Here is a 16,959-nt window from a genome sequence, read left to right as displayed (position 1 = left end):
TATTAATGTTCATGGCCATGGTAGATCCACATCGGTTCTGTAGCTCCGGCTCTTTTAAACCCTATCTTTTTATAAAAATCAATGGCTTTCCCATCTGCAGTTAGCATTTGCATATGGAAATCTCCATATATTTCCTGCATTTTGGTAACAATCATTTGCCCGATTCCCTGGCCCTGGTAATCGGGGTGTACCAGCAAGTGTGGATAATAAACAACCAGATGGCCGTCAGAAATCGCATTTCCAATGCCTGCCAGCTTATCACTATTCCAGGCAGATATCAGTGAATGAGAGTTTGTGAGTGCATTGTAAAGCTCATTAGGCTTCTCAGCTGAACTCCATTTATTGGCTTTATAAAGTTCGAGTATGTCACTGAGTTCAATATCCCTTCTGTCTGAAATAGTAATTTCCATATTTGATCAATTTTAAGCTAAGATTACATTTTGCAGGTCTTCTGGTTTTAGTTTGTTTTGGACTTGGTTTCAGCTATAATTACTCCAAAGCTTCCATCCAGTTGCTTTACACTTTTTGATGGTAGATATACTCTTGAAACAAAGCCATCCAGGTAAAGCGCGTTTTCGCAGCCTTTTTGTTTGAAGAAAGTGGCGAAGTCAAAGAAGTTAACTTTGCTTCTGGAAATGGCAAACAATATGTTGCCATTAGGGAGTATGCCAACGCCATTTCTTATATGGATATTCTGTGACCCTTTGATGAATTTGGGGTGAACTTCTCCGTCAATAACTAACATGGGGCCTGACTGAGTAGCGTATCTAATATTTTGGCGATTAATGAAGGCTTGAGAGGTGCTTACCGCGGGTTTGTTATCATCTGTCAGGTAGAATACCCCGTTTGGCTGGAGGTAGAAATTGCCGTATCCGCTTTGGACCGTATCAAGAGGCGATTTGAGTTGTCCATTCTCGATATATAGTCCCTGGGGAGACCGGTCCTGATTATACATGCCGCCATTCATGGCAAATACCAGTTCTTTGCTTTCTTTTTCTAAGTTAGCTTTTAGCCTCTGAAAGTTTTGATAGTTGGCGCCATGCTTATCCTTCCAGTAAAATTTAAGTTCCTGCTGAGTCGGGTCCATCTCATAGCTGATGAACTTAGGTTCATCAATAGCCCTTCCTTGTTTTTCAGTTAGAAGAGAGCTGGTGGATATCAGGAAAGTTAATGCAGACAAAAGGAGCCATAATTTACTCATGCTATTATGTTTATGAACCTTCAATTATTCAGTGTTTATATTGAAGTTATCAACTTCTATGGTTTGCCCGGGACTCATATGGTCGATCAATATATCTCCAATTCTGACCCGTATCAGTCGCAAGGTCGGAAAGCCCACCGCAGCCGTCATTTTGCGAACTTGCCTGAACTTTCCTTCAGTTAGGGTAATGGATACCCAGCTGGTAGGGCCATGTCTTTCATCCCTTATCTTTTTTGCACGTGGAGGAAAGTCAGGGAGCTGGTCTAGCCGAAAAGCATGACAGGGCAGGGTGTTGTAAGCATTGCTACCTGTACCTATTTCCACGCCTTTTTTTAGTTGCTCTATGGCCTCACTGGTAATGTCACCATCTACCTGGGCATAGTATTCCTTTTCTACATTTTTACCTCGTACCTGCTCACTCACCTTGCCGTCCGTAGTGATGAGAAGTAGCCCTTCAGAGCTTTCATCCAGCCTGCCAATAGCCATGGCACCCTCCGGAAAATCATAAAGGTCACCCAGCATTTTTTTGTTTCTCTGCTTATTTTGATTGCTGACAAACTGAGATAAATACCCAAAAGGCTTGTGTATAATAAAGTGACGCTGCTGATTAGTTGAGTTATGCATTATGTACTTTTGCGGTCTGATCCTTTCTGTGATTTTCAGCCATTTCAACACCTGCTTTAAGAAAACCGATAAGACCGATGCCGAAAACAACGATCCCAGGGGCTATTTCTACTAATTGCTTGTTTGCTGATAGCAAAAGACCATACAAACCAAATGAGATAATAATAACCACTGGAGAGAGTAGATAAAGAAGGAATATCCTGCTATATCTTGGGTTTTGCCATACCTTTCTTGAGAGTTTATTCTGCATCTTTTGGGTGTCTTGCAGGGTGGCCAAACTGATACCCAGCCCCATTAATATCAGTACCTTATTAAGGTTATCCCAAACAGTGCTTAAATCATAAATAAGAGGTTTGTAGAGATAGAACAGACTTATTAAAATAAAGGGATATTGAAGATAGCTGATGTAGTGAAAAATGTTTTTTGCTGCTTTCATGGTGGAATGCGGATAAAATATCGGCCAATATATGCTAAGCAGGGATGAAATTCAATAATTTTCAGGGAGTTATGTCTGTTTCGTTGTGTCTGATAGGGTTGAGAGGTGATTAGGGTAAAGGGGTGGAGAACTTTTTAACCCGTTTTGAAAAATGAGCAGATGCATCAATTATTATCTTCCAGTTTTCAAATAAAACTATCAAGTATGAAAAATATGATTTCTTTACCATAGGATAAAAATCATTGTTTTATTTGAACATCTACTGCAACTTCTTCACAACGAACTTCATATTTCCGCTCAGGCTTTGAGTATACATTTACAGTTTGATGCGAGGTGGCGAATGAGTTATCGTATATATAACTATCACTGGCAAACATAATTTCTTCGATTTTGGTAGATTCATAGACTGAGTGATTGTCAGGAGCCAAGTGATAAACAAGCCTTTCAATTTTTTTTACTTTGTATAAGTTTTCAATACCTTGGGTGCGGTCATCTGGCATCAAAATAAACAGGTAATCTCTTGCCCTGCTAATGGATACATTGAGTATATTTTGTTTATTGAGAAACATGCTCGGGTGGTTGCTAATAGAATATGGTGGATTGAAGATCGAAATGATTATATCGCATTCATCTCCTTGGAAACCATGAATTGTACCAATCAAAATTTCAACCTTCTCGGTCTCTTCAAATTGTTGTGCAAGTAATTTTTCAATAAGGGTTGCCTGGGCCTTGTAAGGACAAATAATTCCAATTCTGAACCTGTCTTTATGGTTTGTCTGAACCTGAATGGCAAGTGATTGAACGAACTCGACCGTAAATAACGCCGAGTAGACTTGATAGTTCGATTTGTTCAAAGTATTTGGCTTATAAATGCTTTCAGACTTGGTGACTGGAAACTTGATGATGTTTATATCCCTGAAGTTAAGCCCTTTTATGCTTAAAGTTTTTTGTTCTTCACCAGTCCTATGGTGTTCGAGAATCCCATTATAGGTGAAGTGGCTGAAAAGATTTCCAATGGTAGGAACTGACCTGTATTGTTTGCAAAGACTTATTATTTTAAAATCATGAGGAGTTGTCATTGGTTGAACAAACCTATCAAGGTTGATCATGCTGTAGATATTCATATCCTTCCAGTGCTCGATTTGAGTAATTGGCTGAATTTGGAATGGGTCTCCGGCAATTATAAATTTGGCATTCGGCACTTGGTAAAGTACATAGGCTATACTGGCCAAGTTAACCATTGAGGCTTCATCAATGATTATATAGTCCCATTGTAGGAATTTTAGATGTAGTCGTTCATCATGTGTTTCAGGTTGAAAATAATCGTATGCAAACCTTGCTATGGTTGTAATTGTGGTATTCTTGGGCTTAGTTCTAATGTCAAAGGTTTTGTCGATTACAACCATATTATTTTCCAACGACTCGTCACTAGTATTTCCGAAGCGGAGTAGCCAATGATAATAGGTCTCATCATCCTCCATTTCCTCAATAATCCGCTTTGTAAGAACATCTGCAGATTTATTAGTTGGGGTAAGAACAAGAACCTTTAAATTTTCATCCTGCTGCATTAAAGGAATAATTTCGTTGGTTGCTATATAGGTTGTTTTGCCCGTACCAGGAGGACCAAAGATAAAGCGAAGGTCTTTCGATAGGTTTTTATGCAAATTATAATCATTGTCAAAGCCAAGCTGGTTGAAGGCTTTACGAAGTTCTTCAAGTATGAATACCGGATTCTTTATGTCAATAGCAATTCGGGTTATTTTTGGTAGATCAATATCTGAAATGTCAGCAGCTTTCTTCAGCTTTGCCCGTAGGGTATACTCTTTTACACTTACAACCTCAACTGTTACCGTTTTGGATTCTTCGCCAGAATACAAGCGAATTTGGAGATCGCCAATATCCTCAATGGATTGAGGTATATATCTATTTGGGTGTTTGAGAATCAAAGTTCGTTCTGTACCCGGCTCTTTTTCTGCTTTGGTAAATTGAATTGATATTTCCTTTCCATGGGTGTTGGATTCAGAGCTGTTCAGATATTCCAGTTCAAGTAATGCTTTGAACCATGCATACGAGTACATTTCAGAATCTGAAACAGCTTCATTCAACTTTTCTATTCGGGTAAGGTCTTCAATCTGGGCTTCTGTCTGTTCTTTGAGCCTGTCAATTTTCTTTTGAAGGTCAACAGAAGGCTTATTGTATTCATCCTGGTCAACCATTGATTCGGGAGAGTCATGCTCTTCCTGTTTTGGTTCTTCTTTTTGATTTTCAGACCTTGTCTTACGCTTCTTTTCAATACCTTTTTTGAGGCGGTCTAAAGTGTCCTCAATAGCATCATCTATGAAGTCACTATTTTCCTTCGTATCGTTATTTTCCTGCCAACTAGCTGATTTTTTCTTAGCTTTAATCATACTCAATGCTTCAGCTAATTCTTCTTCGGTTATACCTTCTTCTTGAAGCTTCTTGCCAAGTAGGTATGTAGCTCTTTGTTCTTCTGAGAGCTCTAATTCATCTTCCGGGCTTTCGATTCCTAAGAATTCAAGAAATGCAGAGATATCATAGTCTTGGGAATAATAAATTTCATTCAGTTCTTCTCTTTGGATTTCCCTGGCAGATTTTAGATTTCCATCCTTATCGTAAAGCCACTTGTCATTTTTTAGAATTGATGATAAGGTGGACTCAAATTTATGAGATCTCTGATATTGATTCCATTTGGGAACATACAAAAAAGTGCCCAATATGATTGATTCAATTGAGTTAGTAGATTTGCCATATATGTGAAACAGCATATACTCCCAAATAAGCACAGAAAGCTCAAGGTTAATATTTGCAACAGCATCTTCTAATCCATCCAGAATTGAATCTTTAATAGTTTGATTGGAAACGTAGGTATGGGAAACTTCAATACCTGTAAGACCAAATTTTTCTTTGTTTTCATGGGTGGTGTCAACCTTTTTGTGAATAAGACGAGGTTTAGAGTTACAAAATAAGGCTGAAAGGAATGCGTAAAATGAATTTTTGCGGGGGCTATGAATAAGGTCCAAATAGTAGTCTTCGTCAAGAATATACACTTCTTTAGCATGCTCGAAGTATATATTTAGCTGCTTACTTGGAATATAAATAGATTTTGGATGACAGAAATAAATGGTATCAGGATCGCTCGCTTTTCTTGTGGCGATAAAGTGAATTTTTTGCAATTTATCTACATAATCATTTAGTAAGGATGCAGGACAGATATCAAAATAGGATAGAAAGGAATCAAAATGAGCTAATATTTTATCCTTATCATTATAGTTAAATCCATCCTTGTACTGTGGAATTATAGTTTTGAAAATTTCTGCTCGTAAATCAGGTTTGCCAATACCTAAACCTTTGAAGAATTCTAGAGCTTCTTCATTCTCAATGAAAGGCTTGTATATGGTATCGTACCCAGTTGGCCTATCCGAAGGAAGGAAAATGTTTGGTGCTATTAAGTCATCATTGAAAGGGGTAACCGCTTTTCGTTCTTGGTTGAGTAGTATTGGACGTTTTTGAGCAAGTTTATCTCTATCATCCCAAAGGGATTTTCGTCCCCCTAAATAAGCATAGAATTTCAATAGCCATTCATCAGATTGTACCTCTATAAATGAGGCGTCAATTCTCCTGAGAAGCTTTTTTGGATCTAAGGTGTCGCTGATGATTAAATTAATGTAGTTCTCTAAAGGCTTATTGGCTTGGCTTAGTTGCTTCTGTCCCTTGCTTACAAACACTAATCCCGACTCAGGATTGTTCATTAGTTTGCTTATCTGTTCATCTGAAAAGAGTTCTGCCAATTCGGGATCTGATGCCCAATAGGCTTTTGTTGATTTGTAATACTTACCGTTTCGTCCGGGTAATAATTGTTCGTTCTGAAATTTCTTGAGAATCTCAGTGTAGAAGGGTTTAAATGAAATTTTGGCTTTGCTTCCTATGTCAGCAAAGTCACTTTCTTTGTATGGTATTAGTTCTAAAATACTGTCGTTGAGCAAATAGGATTTATCTCTTTGACCAATGGTTTTCAATATTGATAAAGAATTGGCCGCTAGTTTGGCTGCAAATTGTATTATTTCCAGATTCCATTGCTCACCTGCCTTTATTCCTTCTCTACTGTCTGTTAAAAGAAAAGGTGCCTGAATTACAAAACCTAGCTTAGTTTCCTCTTTTGTGGGAAAGAAACAGAATGCTTCATAGGTATATCCGGTCTTTAATTCCTTTTGATCAAGTGCAAAGAAGCCGACATAAATGCGGTGTTGGGATTTTAGTTGCTCGTGCGAAAAGTCTGTTGAGAATAGCCAAATTAGTTCTTTGTTGCTGATTTCATTCTCCACGCTTTCAACTTCCATTAATTCTGCACGGATGTTATCAAGTTGCTCTGTTTTTAATAGATGTTTTGAGTAAACACCGTCGTTCTCGTTGGATTTCCAAGTGATCTTTTGGAGGTTAGTAAGGAAAAGGATTGGCTGAAACAGCGAGTCTAATTTGTCTTCAATTTCAGTATAAGCATCCTGCGCAGACTTTGATATATGGTTGAAAGGGAAATAGAATACAGTTTCTCCTGCTGCCCGTTGTCCATTGAGTGATTCAATTTCATTTGGTACTATATAATTCTCTAATTTAAAGTTAAAGTTGTCATCATAGATGTGTGGTGACATGCTATATGCAAAAACCGCCTTGAAGCCTATTCCAAATTTCCCAATTTTTTGCTCGTCAATCTTGGTTGAATTACCAATTGAGGTAATAGCATTGATATGGCCTAGGTTACCCATTTCTGAATCTTCATCTTCATTATCTGGGTTGGATATGGAGAAACGAACGGAGCCGTTATGCTTGAACCACAGGCCGTCGGTTTTAAGATGAAACTCAACCCAAGTGGCTTTGGTATCATCTGCGTTTTGAAGCAATTCATAAATGAAGTGAGCACTGTCAGAATACTTTTTAATTGCTGTTTCCCAAATTCCGCGATAGGCCTTCTTTAATAATACTTTAACATCCTGTTGCTTGGTTTCCTGTAGTTTTATAAAGAATTGCTTCTCTTTTTTCATAGTAAAAACGAAGTTGTATAGATTTCCAAGTTTGGTAATAAAAATAGATGAAATCAATACCCAACCTTGGGTATTTTACGTCTGCAGCTTTAGATTTTAATAGCGACCTCCAACTTGAAATACTATGTAAGCTTTCCTGATAAATCAGTGATTTACCCTCTCTTTTATACGGTATTTCGACCTTTTAATCATGAAGCATTAAGTGGCTGGCTCATATTTTATCTTTTTTTAAGAGGGCAGGTTAATTGCACTCAAGTTAAATAGTATAACTCTAACCTATTCATTACCAGCGTAACATAAGCCTGAAAGTGCGATTAGTCGATAAATACATTTAAAGTTAAGTTTGTACCTGTTGCATATCTGAAACATTCGTGCAGCAAATGTTAACCAAACCCTTTAAATTCAGAAGCAAATGAAAATTAGAAAAGTTACTGTTATCGCTCTCATGGCTCTATTTGGACTGGCTTTTACCGCATGTCAGGAGGAAGAAATTATCCCAAGTACTAATAATGTACTTAATACAGAAGGTAATAATGATGGACATGATCTGGGGCCGGAAGATGATTGATAATTAGAACTGGCGAGACTAAGAGTTTTTCTTATGCATGTAAGTTTTGCTATAGATAAGGACGTTGATTATTGTAATAATACCGACATCTTTGTTCGGTATTGTTGCAATTTTTAATCAACCTGATAAACCCACTTTTACTTATGCCGAGATTGTTAGCTCTGGCTGTTTTTAGTTTACTGCTTTGGACAGCTTGTACCCAAGAAGAGAATTATGATCCCGCCCCATCAAAACTAGAAACTTTAGAGAATACTTATCAAAACTATCTTAGCCACTATAAAGAACCAGCTATAGCTTTTGAATTGCTTGAAAAGGTGAGAACATTAGCAGTAGAATTGGACAATAAGGAATATTTGGCTAGGTACTATGAGAATCATGGTTACTTAAATAGAATGAGTAATCAATATGGAGAAGCTGTCAAATCTTACAAATTAGCTCTGATACTGTATAACCAATTAAACGACTCACTGAAACAAGCTAAGTTAGCTGTAAATTTGGGTAATGTTTACCGACTTGTAGAGAGAACGGATGAAGGTTTATATCATCTTGAAGATGCAGAGAAAATATATTCCCGATTGAATAAACTTGAAAAACTTGCAGTGGTGTATGATAACATAAGCTTATTATGCATGAATGACGGTAAGTATGTCTTAGCTGAAAATTACATTATAAAAGGCAGTCAAATCAGCAAAATAATTGCCTCTGATCATTGGATTTACAATTATCATAACTTATACGGAGAATGGTACTTTCGGAAACAAAGGTTTGATGATGCAATAAAAAGCTTTGAAGAAGGCCTAACATATTTGGATGACAAACAGCAGTTGGAAAAGGCCTACCTACATGGAAATATAGGGGAGAGCTATATGAAGGCAGGTGAAATTGCCAAAGCTGAAAAATGGTTGAATGAAGCANGGAGAGCTATATGAAGGCAGGTGAAATTGCCAAAGCTGAAAAGTGGTTGAATGAAGCGCTGGAATTAAAGAACTCTTTAGCAGATGCGGATAAGCGACCTAATTATAATTATTTAGGAGAATTGGCCGTTCTCAAGGGTGATTATAAAGCTGCACTAAACTATTATGATCAGGTGGTGGAACTGTCAGCAACAGATAATGAATTGCTTTCCAAAGAACTGGGTGTGGCTTTGAATGCCATTCAAAATCTGAGAAACAATGCGTCTCTTAGTGGAGTTGAAGTTCCGATTGAGAAGTACAGCATGATCAGGGACAGAAAGGATAAGATGCTGGAAGAACAAATCAGGCTGATACAATCTAAGTACGATCAGGAAAGTATAGAGAAAGCAGAACTGGAGATTGCTCGTCTGAAGGAATCAGAACGACATAAGGAGGATCTCGCACTATTTGAGAAAGAGACATTTACCTTTCAGATAAGCACTTTGATCACCACGTTCCTTGTGGTGTTATCCTGCTTATTGATCATATATATCATAAATAAGCATCGGAAAGATAAAAGGGCATTGGGGCGCTACGAGTCGGGTTTGCAAGTAATGATGGATGAATATGGTGCGAAGAACGTTGCAGAGCTACAGAAAATCCTTTCCCGAATGGCGGAATAACCGATAGAGGTTTATACCGGGGTGTAGCGGGGCAAGTTTTGAAGTGCTTATGCAACAAACGCTAACCAAACACTTATATAAATTCAGAACCAAATGAAAATTAGAAAAATTACTGTTGTCGCTCTTATGGCTCTATTTGGACTGGCTTTTACCGCATGTCAGGAGGAAGAGGTTGGGCCCTCAAATGATCAACTTCTAGAGACAGAAGGAGATAAAGGGGATGAGTCAGGTCCTAGAGAATTTTAATGCAGTATACAACTAACCAACCCTTTAAACTCAGAAGCAAATGAAAATTAGAATAATTGCTGTTATTGTACTCATGTCTCTATTTGTACTGACTTTTACCGCATGCCAGGAAGAGGAAGTTATTCCTGCCTCAGATCATGTACTCAACACTGAAGGCGTCAATGAAGGACATGATCATGGTCCCGAAGATTTATAACTATATGAAGTGGATTGGAAATGTACGTAAATTTAATTCATTACAAGAAACCAATAGCATCAGTCATTTCCCTCTTTAGGCACAAGCTTTTCAGCATTGCGTAGAAACTTGTTGAAGTCGGTCACAAATTTTTTAAGCTCGGTATTTTCCTTTTTATACCTCTCGTTTTCTTGCTGGCACATGGTGAGCTGCTCTCTTAGATGAATGTTTTCAGCCTGCGCGGTTTGTACAATTTCAGAGGCTTTCTCTAGTGCCTTCTCAGGATTGCTTTCTACCAATCTCCGATATTCTGCCAGACTTCCTTCAAACTGGCCGGTTTTCTCCAGCTGACCGGATTCGTAAAACAACTCATCGGTAGTGATATCAAATATTTTGGCAAATACAGGAATAAGTTCAGCCGGTACTTTGAGTTTGTTATTCTCATAGCTCCAAACCTTGTTTCTGGGGTATGGCTTACCGGTTATTTGCTCCATTTGACTTCCCACTTCTTCCAAAGTAAGGCCACGCTCAGTACGGAGAAGAGAAATTCTTTTCGAAATTGTTTTAGAAAATGACACTTATTTCTATATTTGTATTGTTATGATTTTTGTAACAAAGGTTATTTTTAGCCCAATCAAATATATACAAATCGAACAGAATTGCCATGTGTATGCTTCATCAACCCTAATAAAGTTGAACTGAGCTTTGCCAACGGTCAGAATATTGAAAAGGATATGAGGGAATACACTTGTGGAAGTCAAAAGCCTGAATAGGGTTTAGGTTGACGGGTCAGGGGAGGTGCATTTATGGTACCTCCTCCATGACCTCTTCTATAATTGTTGTGGGTTATTGAGCAGCTATGTTACAAGGCAAAAATCAATTTCAGATAAACCCTCATGGAATGATTAATGGAAAATGAAGTCAGTAAAGATCATTGAAAAGATAGAGCAGGTGGACCAGCTCTTGCAAAATGGTAACGTGGGGCAGGCGAAAGATTTTGCAGAACAACTAAATGTATCGAGAAGGACTGTATTTAACCTGTTCAAAATACTGAAAGAAGACTTTGATGCTCCGGTAGTGTTCGACAGGAGGTCAAAGAGCTACAAGTATGCTGTAAAAGGTAGTATGGTTATGGGCTTTGTAAAAGAAGAGGATATTTAGAAATACCCACGTCTATATGGGTTTGTGTTAACAGTCATCTCAGGGGAGTTGCAAGTGTCTCCCCGGGTGGTGGCTCCATTATAAATTTGAAATTATGGGAAAACAAAATACAAGGTGGGAAGAATCAGTGGAACGTTACGGTCAACTTTTACAAGCCGTTAATGACTTGGTCTGTCATACAACGCAACTGGCCAAATCTTACGAAGACATTAATATGGAGTTTGGACAGTTGATCTATGAAAACGGACTGCATGAGATCATGAATAAAGCCAATACTTTACAAGACTATGAAAGAAACTTTCAGTTCATGTATTATAGCCTGAGAGGTCAGGTGGAGCAGCTTAAACAGGTTCGTGGTGTACTACAGGTACTGCTGATCAGGGATCCTGTGAATTGTCCCTGCAACTGATTTGATACGGGTAAGGTAAAGATATACCATAGCCAACCTTTTTATTATATCCTTCAGGGAGGAAATGTAGCCGAGTTCAACAATGAAGAAAGGGTGATCCGTCGTGAAAGTGCTTTGCATTGGCTGTCGCACCTGAACCGTGCATTTATTCCTGAAACCCCACCAGGCACCAAAGAATACAGCAAGGTGCTCAATGAATATAAAGCAGTGGTTCTCGGGTTGCCGTTATTGGTAAATAAAGTATAAAGAATACTGATTGCCTATCTTAAAATACCCAGGGTTGGGTATTGACACGCGCTAATGTATTGGTCATTTTGCAAACTGCGGTACCTTAGTTTTTATGTTTTTATAACTTCCTTTAGTCGTCGATCAGGTATACTTTACCATAAGGCAGCCTTATGGATAGTGTAGATTCGAGTGTAATTAGTTGTAAATGAATAACATATAAGTGTCGTCTAACCCCGGCATAAATTATATGATCAAGGGTAGACGATTTAAAGGAATAAATAAGCTCTTTGACATGTTGTTTTATTTATAAATTGAGCCTATTTTTACTCTTAAGCCTAACGGCTGTTAATCGCACCTAGAAGGAATTGAAATGTTCTTTTTTAGTTACGATCCTACCTATAACAATAACTGTTAATCGCACCTAGAAGGAATTGAAATGTAGGGTGCTGCCTTCAAACTCTTCGCCGTTTACCTGCTGTTAATCGCACCTAGAAGGAATTGAAATATACATAGTACTCCTTGAATATCCGTTTTTTAATACTGTTAATCGCACCTAGAAGGAATTGAAATACCTCATCAACAACCTTACTTCCTAATATTTTAGCTACTGTTAATCGCACCTAGAAGGAATTGAAATTGCTTTTTTGAGATAATGATATATTCAGGCATTTGAGCCTGTTAATCGCACCTAGAAGGAATTGAAATTTCGTCCTTACGAACCTCTTTAATAAGATGACCTCTACTGTTAATCGCACCTAGAAGGAATTGAAATTCAAATAAAGAAAAAGGACTGACACGGCATTCCCGCTGTTAATCGCACCTAGAAGGAATTGAAATATATCTATACAGTCATCTCCCATATAGATCTTACCCTGTTAATCGCACCTAGAAGGAATTGAAATCAATAAAAAAGCCCGTGAGTACCATGAGGAAAAAAGTCTGTTAATCGCACCTAGAAGGAATTGAAATAAAGCCGTTTCAATTTCGTGCCAAATACTGTTTCAGCTGTTAATCGCACCTAGAAGGAATTGAAATAATACAAAATCTCCTGAGTCCGTTATTTTTATTCGGCTGTTAATCGCACCTAGAAGGAATTGAAATCTCCATATTTACCGCAATCTTGGCACTCTTCGCGTCCTGTTAATCGCACCTAGAAGGAATTGAAACCAAGCTTTGTTAATGCGGCTTGGTTCACGAGTGGTTTGTGCGGCATGGAAGTGGGTACGAGTAAATGGATTAGGAGGGATACACCCTCTGCCTTCGGCATCTCCCTCGAGGGAGAATTTAGTGATTGCACCTATGAGGAATTGAAATAGCTTACGCATATATATAAGCGTAGTATTGAAGTCTACTTCTAATCGTACCTAGGAGGAATTGAAATTTGCGGGTTAGTGCCGCAAATATGTAGCATAGTAGGCCTTCTAACCTTGCTTTACCCTTCACTTACTTCCTGAATGCTATATACCACTAGATTATAACTTGGTTGAAAATGAATTGAACCTGCATTTGATAAACTGAAGAGGAAACAGAGTCAAAGTTCCCTCTTCCGGTACGGAGAGGGCATTCCAGCCAATACCAGTCTACAGACCTTTGCCGGGTGAGGTGATACACAGAAAGTTGGCAACCTCTGCTTTAAGACTATTATTCTCAGCTGGAGCTCCGGAACGTATAGCTTTACCAAACTTTTGGAAGTTTAGTAAAGCCGCGATTTAGGTCTGCAAGCTGCTATTCTAAAATAAATTTACCAATCAATAAAGTACATGTGCACATGGAGTCTCGCATCTTAACTTAATAACAACCTTTTATTCTACCGCCAGGATTATACGGTCGACAATCTTTTTAGCTGTGGTAATGTTTTTCAGGTCGGTATATAGCTTACCATCTTTACCTGAATGATGTCCATGCCCGATAAGGTTTAACAATTTATAAGTTTTTTGCTGAAGGTCGGCAGCACTAAGATCAGTGGCATAGATCAATGAGGGCTGTCCCACCTGTCCGGAGCCAGAGTAGATTTCATCGTCAGGGAAACGGCCTTCGCTGTAGTGCTCGTTCCAGTCGTATGACTGATTGACCTCCAAAAATATTTTGTAGTATTTCAGAGCGTTAAGGTCACTTTTTGAGGTGACAATGAAGTTGCCGGTTGGAGTTGCCCCAGATACTCCATCCAAGTCAGGAGCGCCATTGAGCGGTATATAAAGACCATCAGAGGCTTTGATGCCACGCTTATGAGACCAATAGGGTAGTGCTTCGGGTCTTCTTACGACGGCAGGTTTCCATTCATTGTTTACCTTCTCTCCATAGTCGAAAGTACTTGAGGCTATAACCCGTGAGATATACAGGGTTTTGATGTAATTTCCAATGGAGTCTTCAAGCCAGATGGCAAACAGGGGATATTGAAAGGTACTTCCCTTTTTCAATTCAATGCTGATGTCATGTTGACCTGTCAAACCGTTCAGGTTGATCGTTTCGTAATTCAGGGTTTGTTCCGATTTTCCCAGTTGACTGTTTCTGAAAGTATTGCCCCAGTTATAAATACTATTGAAGAATGGGATGTTGTAAAGTATGCCGGCAGAGATCAGTATGAAAATTGATAAAATGATCATGCTTTGAAGCTTTTTAAACTTTTTCTGCCCCTTGCCACTGATGTAATTTGAGAGTGGAGTTTTATTGTTTGCAATGTGAAAGACGGCCCCGAGTAAAAATATGAGTGCAAATAAAGTATGCAGAGAGGCTACCGGTTTGCTGAAGGGGATAAAGTAAATAAACAGGCCTGAGCCTGAAAGTGCTAAAAATGACGTGATCAAAATGTTGCCCAATAATCTTCTGTCCATGATTTTTAATTTTGATGGTCAAAACTAAAGGTGTCAGGAAATAGAGGCAATAAGGGGCAAATTTGCCCCCATAACTATTTACATTTTTTCTCCAATTTTCCCGAGGGCGTTTATTACCACCATGAATTCCTTACCCAAAGGAGTGAGGGAGTATTCTACTTTTTTGGGATATACGTCAAAATCCTTTTTTGTGATAATGCCATCATCTACCAACTCGCCCAACTGCTGGGTTAGTGCCCGCTTTGAGGCTTCGGGGTTGTAAGCTTCAAGGTCTTTCAGTCTACAGGTGCCGCGGTTGAGTTCGCACAAAATAGCTAGTTTCCACTTTCCTGATATTGCATTTACCGCAGCCTCCATGGGGCAGTCATTTTTAGGCGGAGTTTTTCTATTGTAAGATGCCATATTGTTGTTTTTTTGAGCTAATGGGTAACTTATGCAAATTGGCTTATCGGCTTTAAAATTCAATCTTCCTTTTGTTTTCAACACTTATTTCTGAACCTTCTGCCAGCATCACCGATTTAGGAACAGCACAGGTTAAATCCTTAAACTCCTCACCGTAAAGGGTTTCAAAATCAACGTCAATTTCATGCTCATGGACCTTGTAAATTTGCCATTTGGGATGCCTGACCTCATACTCCATGGTGTTTTGTGCTCCAACCTTAGTGTATCCCCAGTAATGTTCGGTGATGAATTCCGTTTCTGAGCCTGTAGTCATATCTGTTGCTTCCAAGTCAGCTTTAACGAGAAATGAGTTTACTTTGCCGCTGTATTCCCAGCCATACCATACCGTATGGTGGTTTTTCAACTGCTGCCATTCATGCGACATGCGCATGGTTTGGTAGTGCTCTTTGTATATGGTGTTGGCTACCAGGGTAATGGCATGCCGGGGAACGATCTCTTTAATGAATACAACACCTCGTTTCCATTCCCCTTTGTGCTTATGGCGGACATAGAACCTTAAATTTACCTCTTCAAAGTTTCTGTGAAAGGGGATAGGGAAACCAAGCAGGCGTGTGTTGACGAACTTGAAACCTACCAGACTTACAAAGCAGATATTATTCCAGGTGTCGAGTTCGGTGCCATAGGGGAGGTGTGGCTGGAGTATATCCGGGGCTATTTCGTAGTTGGCAATGGCCAGCTTTCTCCATTCTGCTTTCAAAAAACTCATATTATACTGAAGTAGGGTTTGTGTGAAAACTTGTTAAAGTTTGCTTTTAAAAGCTTTAATCTTTGGTTTCGGTTCCTTTATAGATTCATCTGTAACTTCTTCATCTTAGAAATTCTGCATGAATGATAGAAGCGAAAAGGTTTCATTAGTTTTTTCGTTCGGGAATGGGTACAAAACCTGTTTCTCCTGGTACTTTAGCAAATTTCTGATCGCGCCAGTCATTTCTGGCCTTTTCGATTGTATGCTTATCAGAACTTACAAAATTCCAATAGATGAAGCGTTCTTCAGGGAAAGGAAGCCCTCCAAATATATAAACAGTGCTGTTGGTACCAATTTCAAATTCACACAGGCTGCTTTCCTTCGCAACGAGGATTCGTCTGGATTCATAGATATTCCCGTCACTTTTTATGTGTCCTTCGAGTATGTAAAGTGCACTTTCTCCAAACAGATGCTTGCCTATAGCTAGCGTAGCCGCATGGGTACTTTTAATTTCTAATAAGTATAGTGAGCTGTGCACGGGTACAGGTGATTTTTTTCCCAAGACTTCTCCGGCAATCAGTTTTATATCTACACCATCTTGATGCCAATGTGGTATATCTTTGGCTTCAACATGGGCAAACAATGGGGCGGAGTCTTCCAGTTCCTTCGGCAGAGCTACCCAGATCTGCAGGCCATGCAGGCTTTTATCCGAATGTCTTAAGTGTTCAGGAGTGCGTTCAGAGTGTACCACCCCTTTACCTGCCGTCATCCAGTTGACCGCACCGGGCTGTATTTCTACCTCATAACCCAGACTGTCTCGGTGCACCATGGCTCCTTCAAACAGGTAAGTAAGGGTTGAAAGTCCAATGTGTGGATGGGGAGGAATATCGAAATTTTCATGATCCTTAAGCGTGACCGGCCCCATATGGTCTAAAAAAACAAAAGGCCCCACAGCTCTTTTTTGCCGGAAAGGTAGCAATCTGCCTACCATAAAGTTGCCAATATCTGCGGCACGTTCTTCTATGATCAGATCTATGTTTGACATTGGTGCTTTGGAGGGTTTATTAATTTAAGATACGTTGCATTGCTATACTAAGTTAAGGCAATCGGCCTTTCAATTCAGTTATTAAGACTTAAAACTTTATACTGAGCATATCAGGAAATTGAGTTGATTCTTTGATGGATGAGGTGTGTTATGAACTTATTTTTAAGTTGACAAACTAATGAATAAGTTAAATAACTTAATATTAAGTTGTAAAACTTGTTTTTAAGTTGTATTCTTGAGTGCTGATTAATTTAA

Annotated in this window: 16 protein-coding genes and 1 CRISPR repeat array; of the genes, 6 read left to right on the top strand and 10 right to left on the bottom strand. The window is 38.9% G+C overall.

The features are described from left to right. Nucleotides 1-2 precede the first annotated feature (2 nt). The 5 genes from JMN32_RS06210 to JMN32_RS06190 form a co-directional block, all read right to left on the bottom strand. The gene (locus JMN32_RS06210) at nt 3-410 is read right to left on the bottom strand and encodes a GNAT family N-acetyltransferase (protein WP_202855439.1); all 408 of its coding nucleotides are present in this window, start codon (nt 408-410) and stop codon (nt 3-5) included. A gap of 47 nt (nt 411-457) precedes the next feature. Further along, nucleotides 458-1,201 (bottom strand): phosphodiester glycosidase family protein, encoded by a 744-nt coding sequence (locus tag JMN32_RS06205; RefSeq protein WP_202855438.1) that lies wholly within the window; start codon nt 1,199-1,201, stop codon nt 458-460. A gap of 24 nt (nt 1,202-1,225) precedes the next feature. After that, on the bottom strand, nt 1,226-1,825 hold the full coding sequence (locus JMN32_RS06200) for a pseudouridine synthase (protein ID WP_202855437.1): 600 nt from the start codon (nt 1,823-1,825) through the stop codon (nt 1,226-1,228). Beyond that, nucleotides 1,818-2,261 carry a hypothetical protein gene (locus tag JMN32_RS06195; RefSeq protein WP_202855436.1) on the bottom strand — a complete coding sequence of 148 codons (444 nt, stop codon included), beginning with the start codon at nt 2,259-2,261 and terminating at the stop codon, nt 1,818-1,820. Before JMN32_RS06195 ends, JMN32_RS06200 begins: the two co-directional genes overlap by 8 nt. Nucleotides 2,262-2,500: 239 nt before the next feature. Further along, nucleotides 2,501-7,318 carry a DEAD/DEAH box helicase gene (locus JMN32_RS06190; protein ID WP_202855435.1) on the bottom strand — a complete coding sequence of 1,606 codons (4,818 nt, stop codon included), beginning with the start codon at nt 7,316-7,318 and terminating at the stop codon, nt 2,501-2,503. Nucleotides 7,319-7,730: 412 nt separating this feature from the next. On the opposite strand from JMN32_RS06190, the gene JMN32_RS06185 reads away from it, so the two are divergent. From JMN32_RS06185 to JMN32_RS06165, 4 genes are all read left to right on the top strand, one after another. After that, nucleotides 7,731-7,886, top strand: a complete 156-nt coding sequence (locus tag JMN32_RS06185) for a hypothetical protein (protein WP_202855434.1) — start codon at nt 7,731-7,733, stop codon at nt 7,884-7,886. Nucleotides 7,887-8,811: 925 nt separating this feature from the next. Continuing rightward, nucleotides 8,812-9,462, top strand: coding sequence for a hypothetical protein (locus JMN32_RS06175; RefSeq protein WP_202855432.1), 651 nt, complete (start codon nt 8,812-8,814; stop codon nt 9,460-9,462). 93 nt (nt 9,463-9,555) lie between these two features. Next, nucleotides 9,556-9,708: a hypothetical protein gene (locus tag JMN32_RS06170; protein ID WP_202855431.1), complete on the top strand. Its 153-nt coding sequence runs from the start codon at nt 9,556-9,558 to the stop codon at nt 9,706-9,708. 40 nt (nt 9,709-9,748) lie between these two features. Further along, nucleotides 9,749-9,904, top strand: coding sequence for a hypothetical protein (locus tag JMN32_RS06165; protein ID WP_202855430.1), 156 nt, complete (start codon nt 9,749-9,751; stop codon nt 9,902-9,904). Between the two features lie 59 nt (nt 9,905-9,963). Here JMN32_RS06165 and JMN32_RS06160 read toward each other — a convergent pair whose 3' ends face one another. Beyond that, nucleotides 9,964-10,461, bottom strand: coding sequence for a helix-turn-helix domain-containing protein (locus tag JMN32_RS06160; RefSeq protein WP_202855429.1), 498 nt, complete (start codon nt 10,459-10,461; stop codon nt 9,964-9,966). Nucleotides 10,462-10,798: 337 nt separating this feature from the next. Between JMN32_RS06160 and JMN32_RS06155 the strand changes: the two genes are divergently transcribed. Both JMN32_RS06155 and JMN32_RS06150 read left to right on the top strand, forming a co-directional pair. After that, entirely contained in the window at nt 10,799-11,044 is a 246-nt protein-coding gene (locus JMN32_RS06155; protein WP_202855428.1) for an HTH domain-containing protein, read from the top strand. Nucleotides 11,045-11,138: 94 nt separating this feature from the next. Beyond that, a complete protein-coding gene (locus JMN32_RS06150) occupies nt 11,139-11,453 on the top strand; it encodes a hypothetical protein (protein WP_202855427.1) in 315 nt (104 codons plus the stop codon). A 570-nt stretch (nt 11,454-12,023) separates the two neighbouring features. Further along, a CRISPR array of direct repeats spans nt 12,024-12,848; the repeat unit is 30 nt; unit sequence CTGTTAATCGCACCTAGAAGGAATTGAAAT. A gap of 635 nt (nt 12,849-13,483) precedes the next feature. On the opposite strand, the gene JMN32_RS06145 is transcribed toward JMN32_RS06150, so the two are convergent. From JMN32_RS06145 to JMN32_RS06130, 4 genes are all read right to left on the bottom strand, one after another. Then, nucleotides 13,484-14,512, bottom strand: a complete 1,029-nt coding sequence (locus tag JMN32_RS06145; RefSeq protein ID WP_202855426.1) for a hypothetical protein — start codon at nt 14,510-14,512, stop codon at nt 13,484-13,486. Between the two features lie 78 nt (nt 14,513-14,590). After that, the gene (locus JMN32_RS06140) at nt 14,591-14,914 is read right to left on the bottom strand and encodes a winged helix-turn-helix transcriptional regulator (protein WP_202855425.1); all 324 of its coding nucleotides are present in this window, start codon (nt 14,912-14,914) and stop codon (nt 14,591-14,593) included. 52 nt (nt 14,915-14,966) lie between these two features. Beyond that, on the bottom strand, nt 14,967-15,680 hold the full coding sequence (locus JMN32_RS06135) for a YqjF family protein (RefSeq protein WP_202855424.1): 714 nt from the start codon (nt 15,678-15,680) through the stop codon (nt 14,967-14,969). 145 nt (nt 15,681-15,825) lie between these two features. Beyond that, nucleotides 15,826-16,704, bottom strand: coding sequence for a pirin family protein (locus JMN32_RS06130; RefSeq protein ID WP_202855423.1), 879 nt, complete (start codon nt 16,702-16,704; stop codon nt 15,826-15,828). Nucleotides 16,705-16,959: the final 255 nt, after the last annotated feature.

The sequence above is a fragment of the Fulvivirga marina genome, assembly GCF_016775155.1.
GTDB classification, from domain to species: domain Bacteria; phylum Bacteroidota; class Bacteroidia; order Cytophagales; family Cyclobacteriaceae; genus Fulvivirga; species Fulvivirga marina.
Note: the sequence above shows the minus strand (reverse complement) of the source record. Positions and strands in the feature narration are given on the sequence as shown.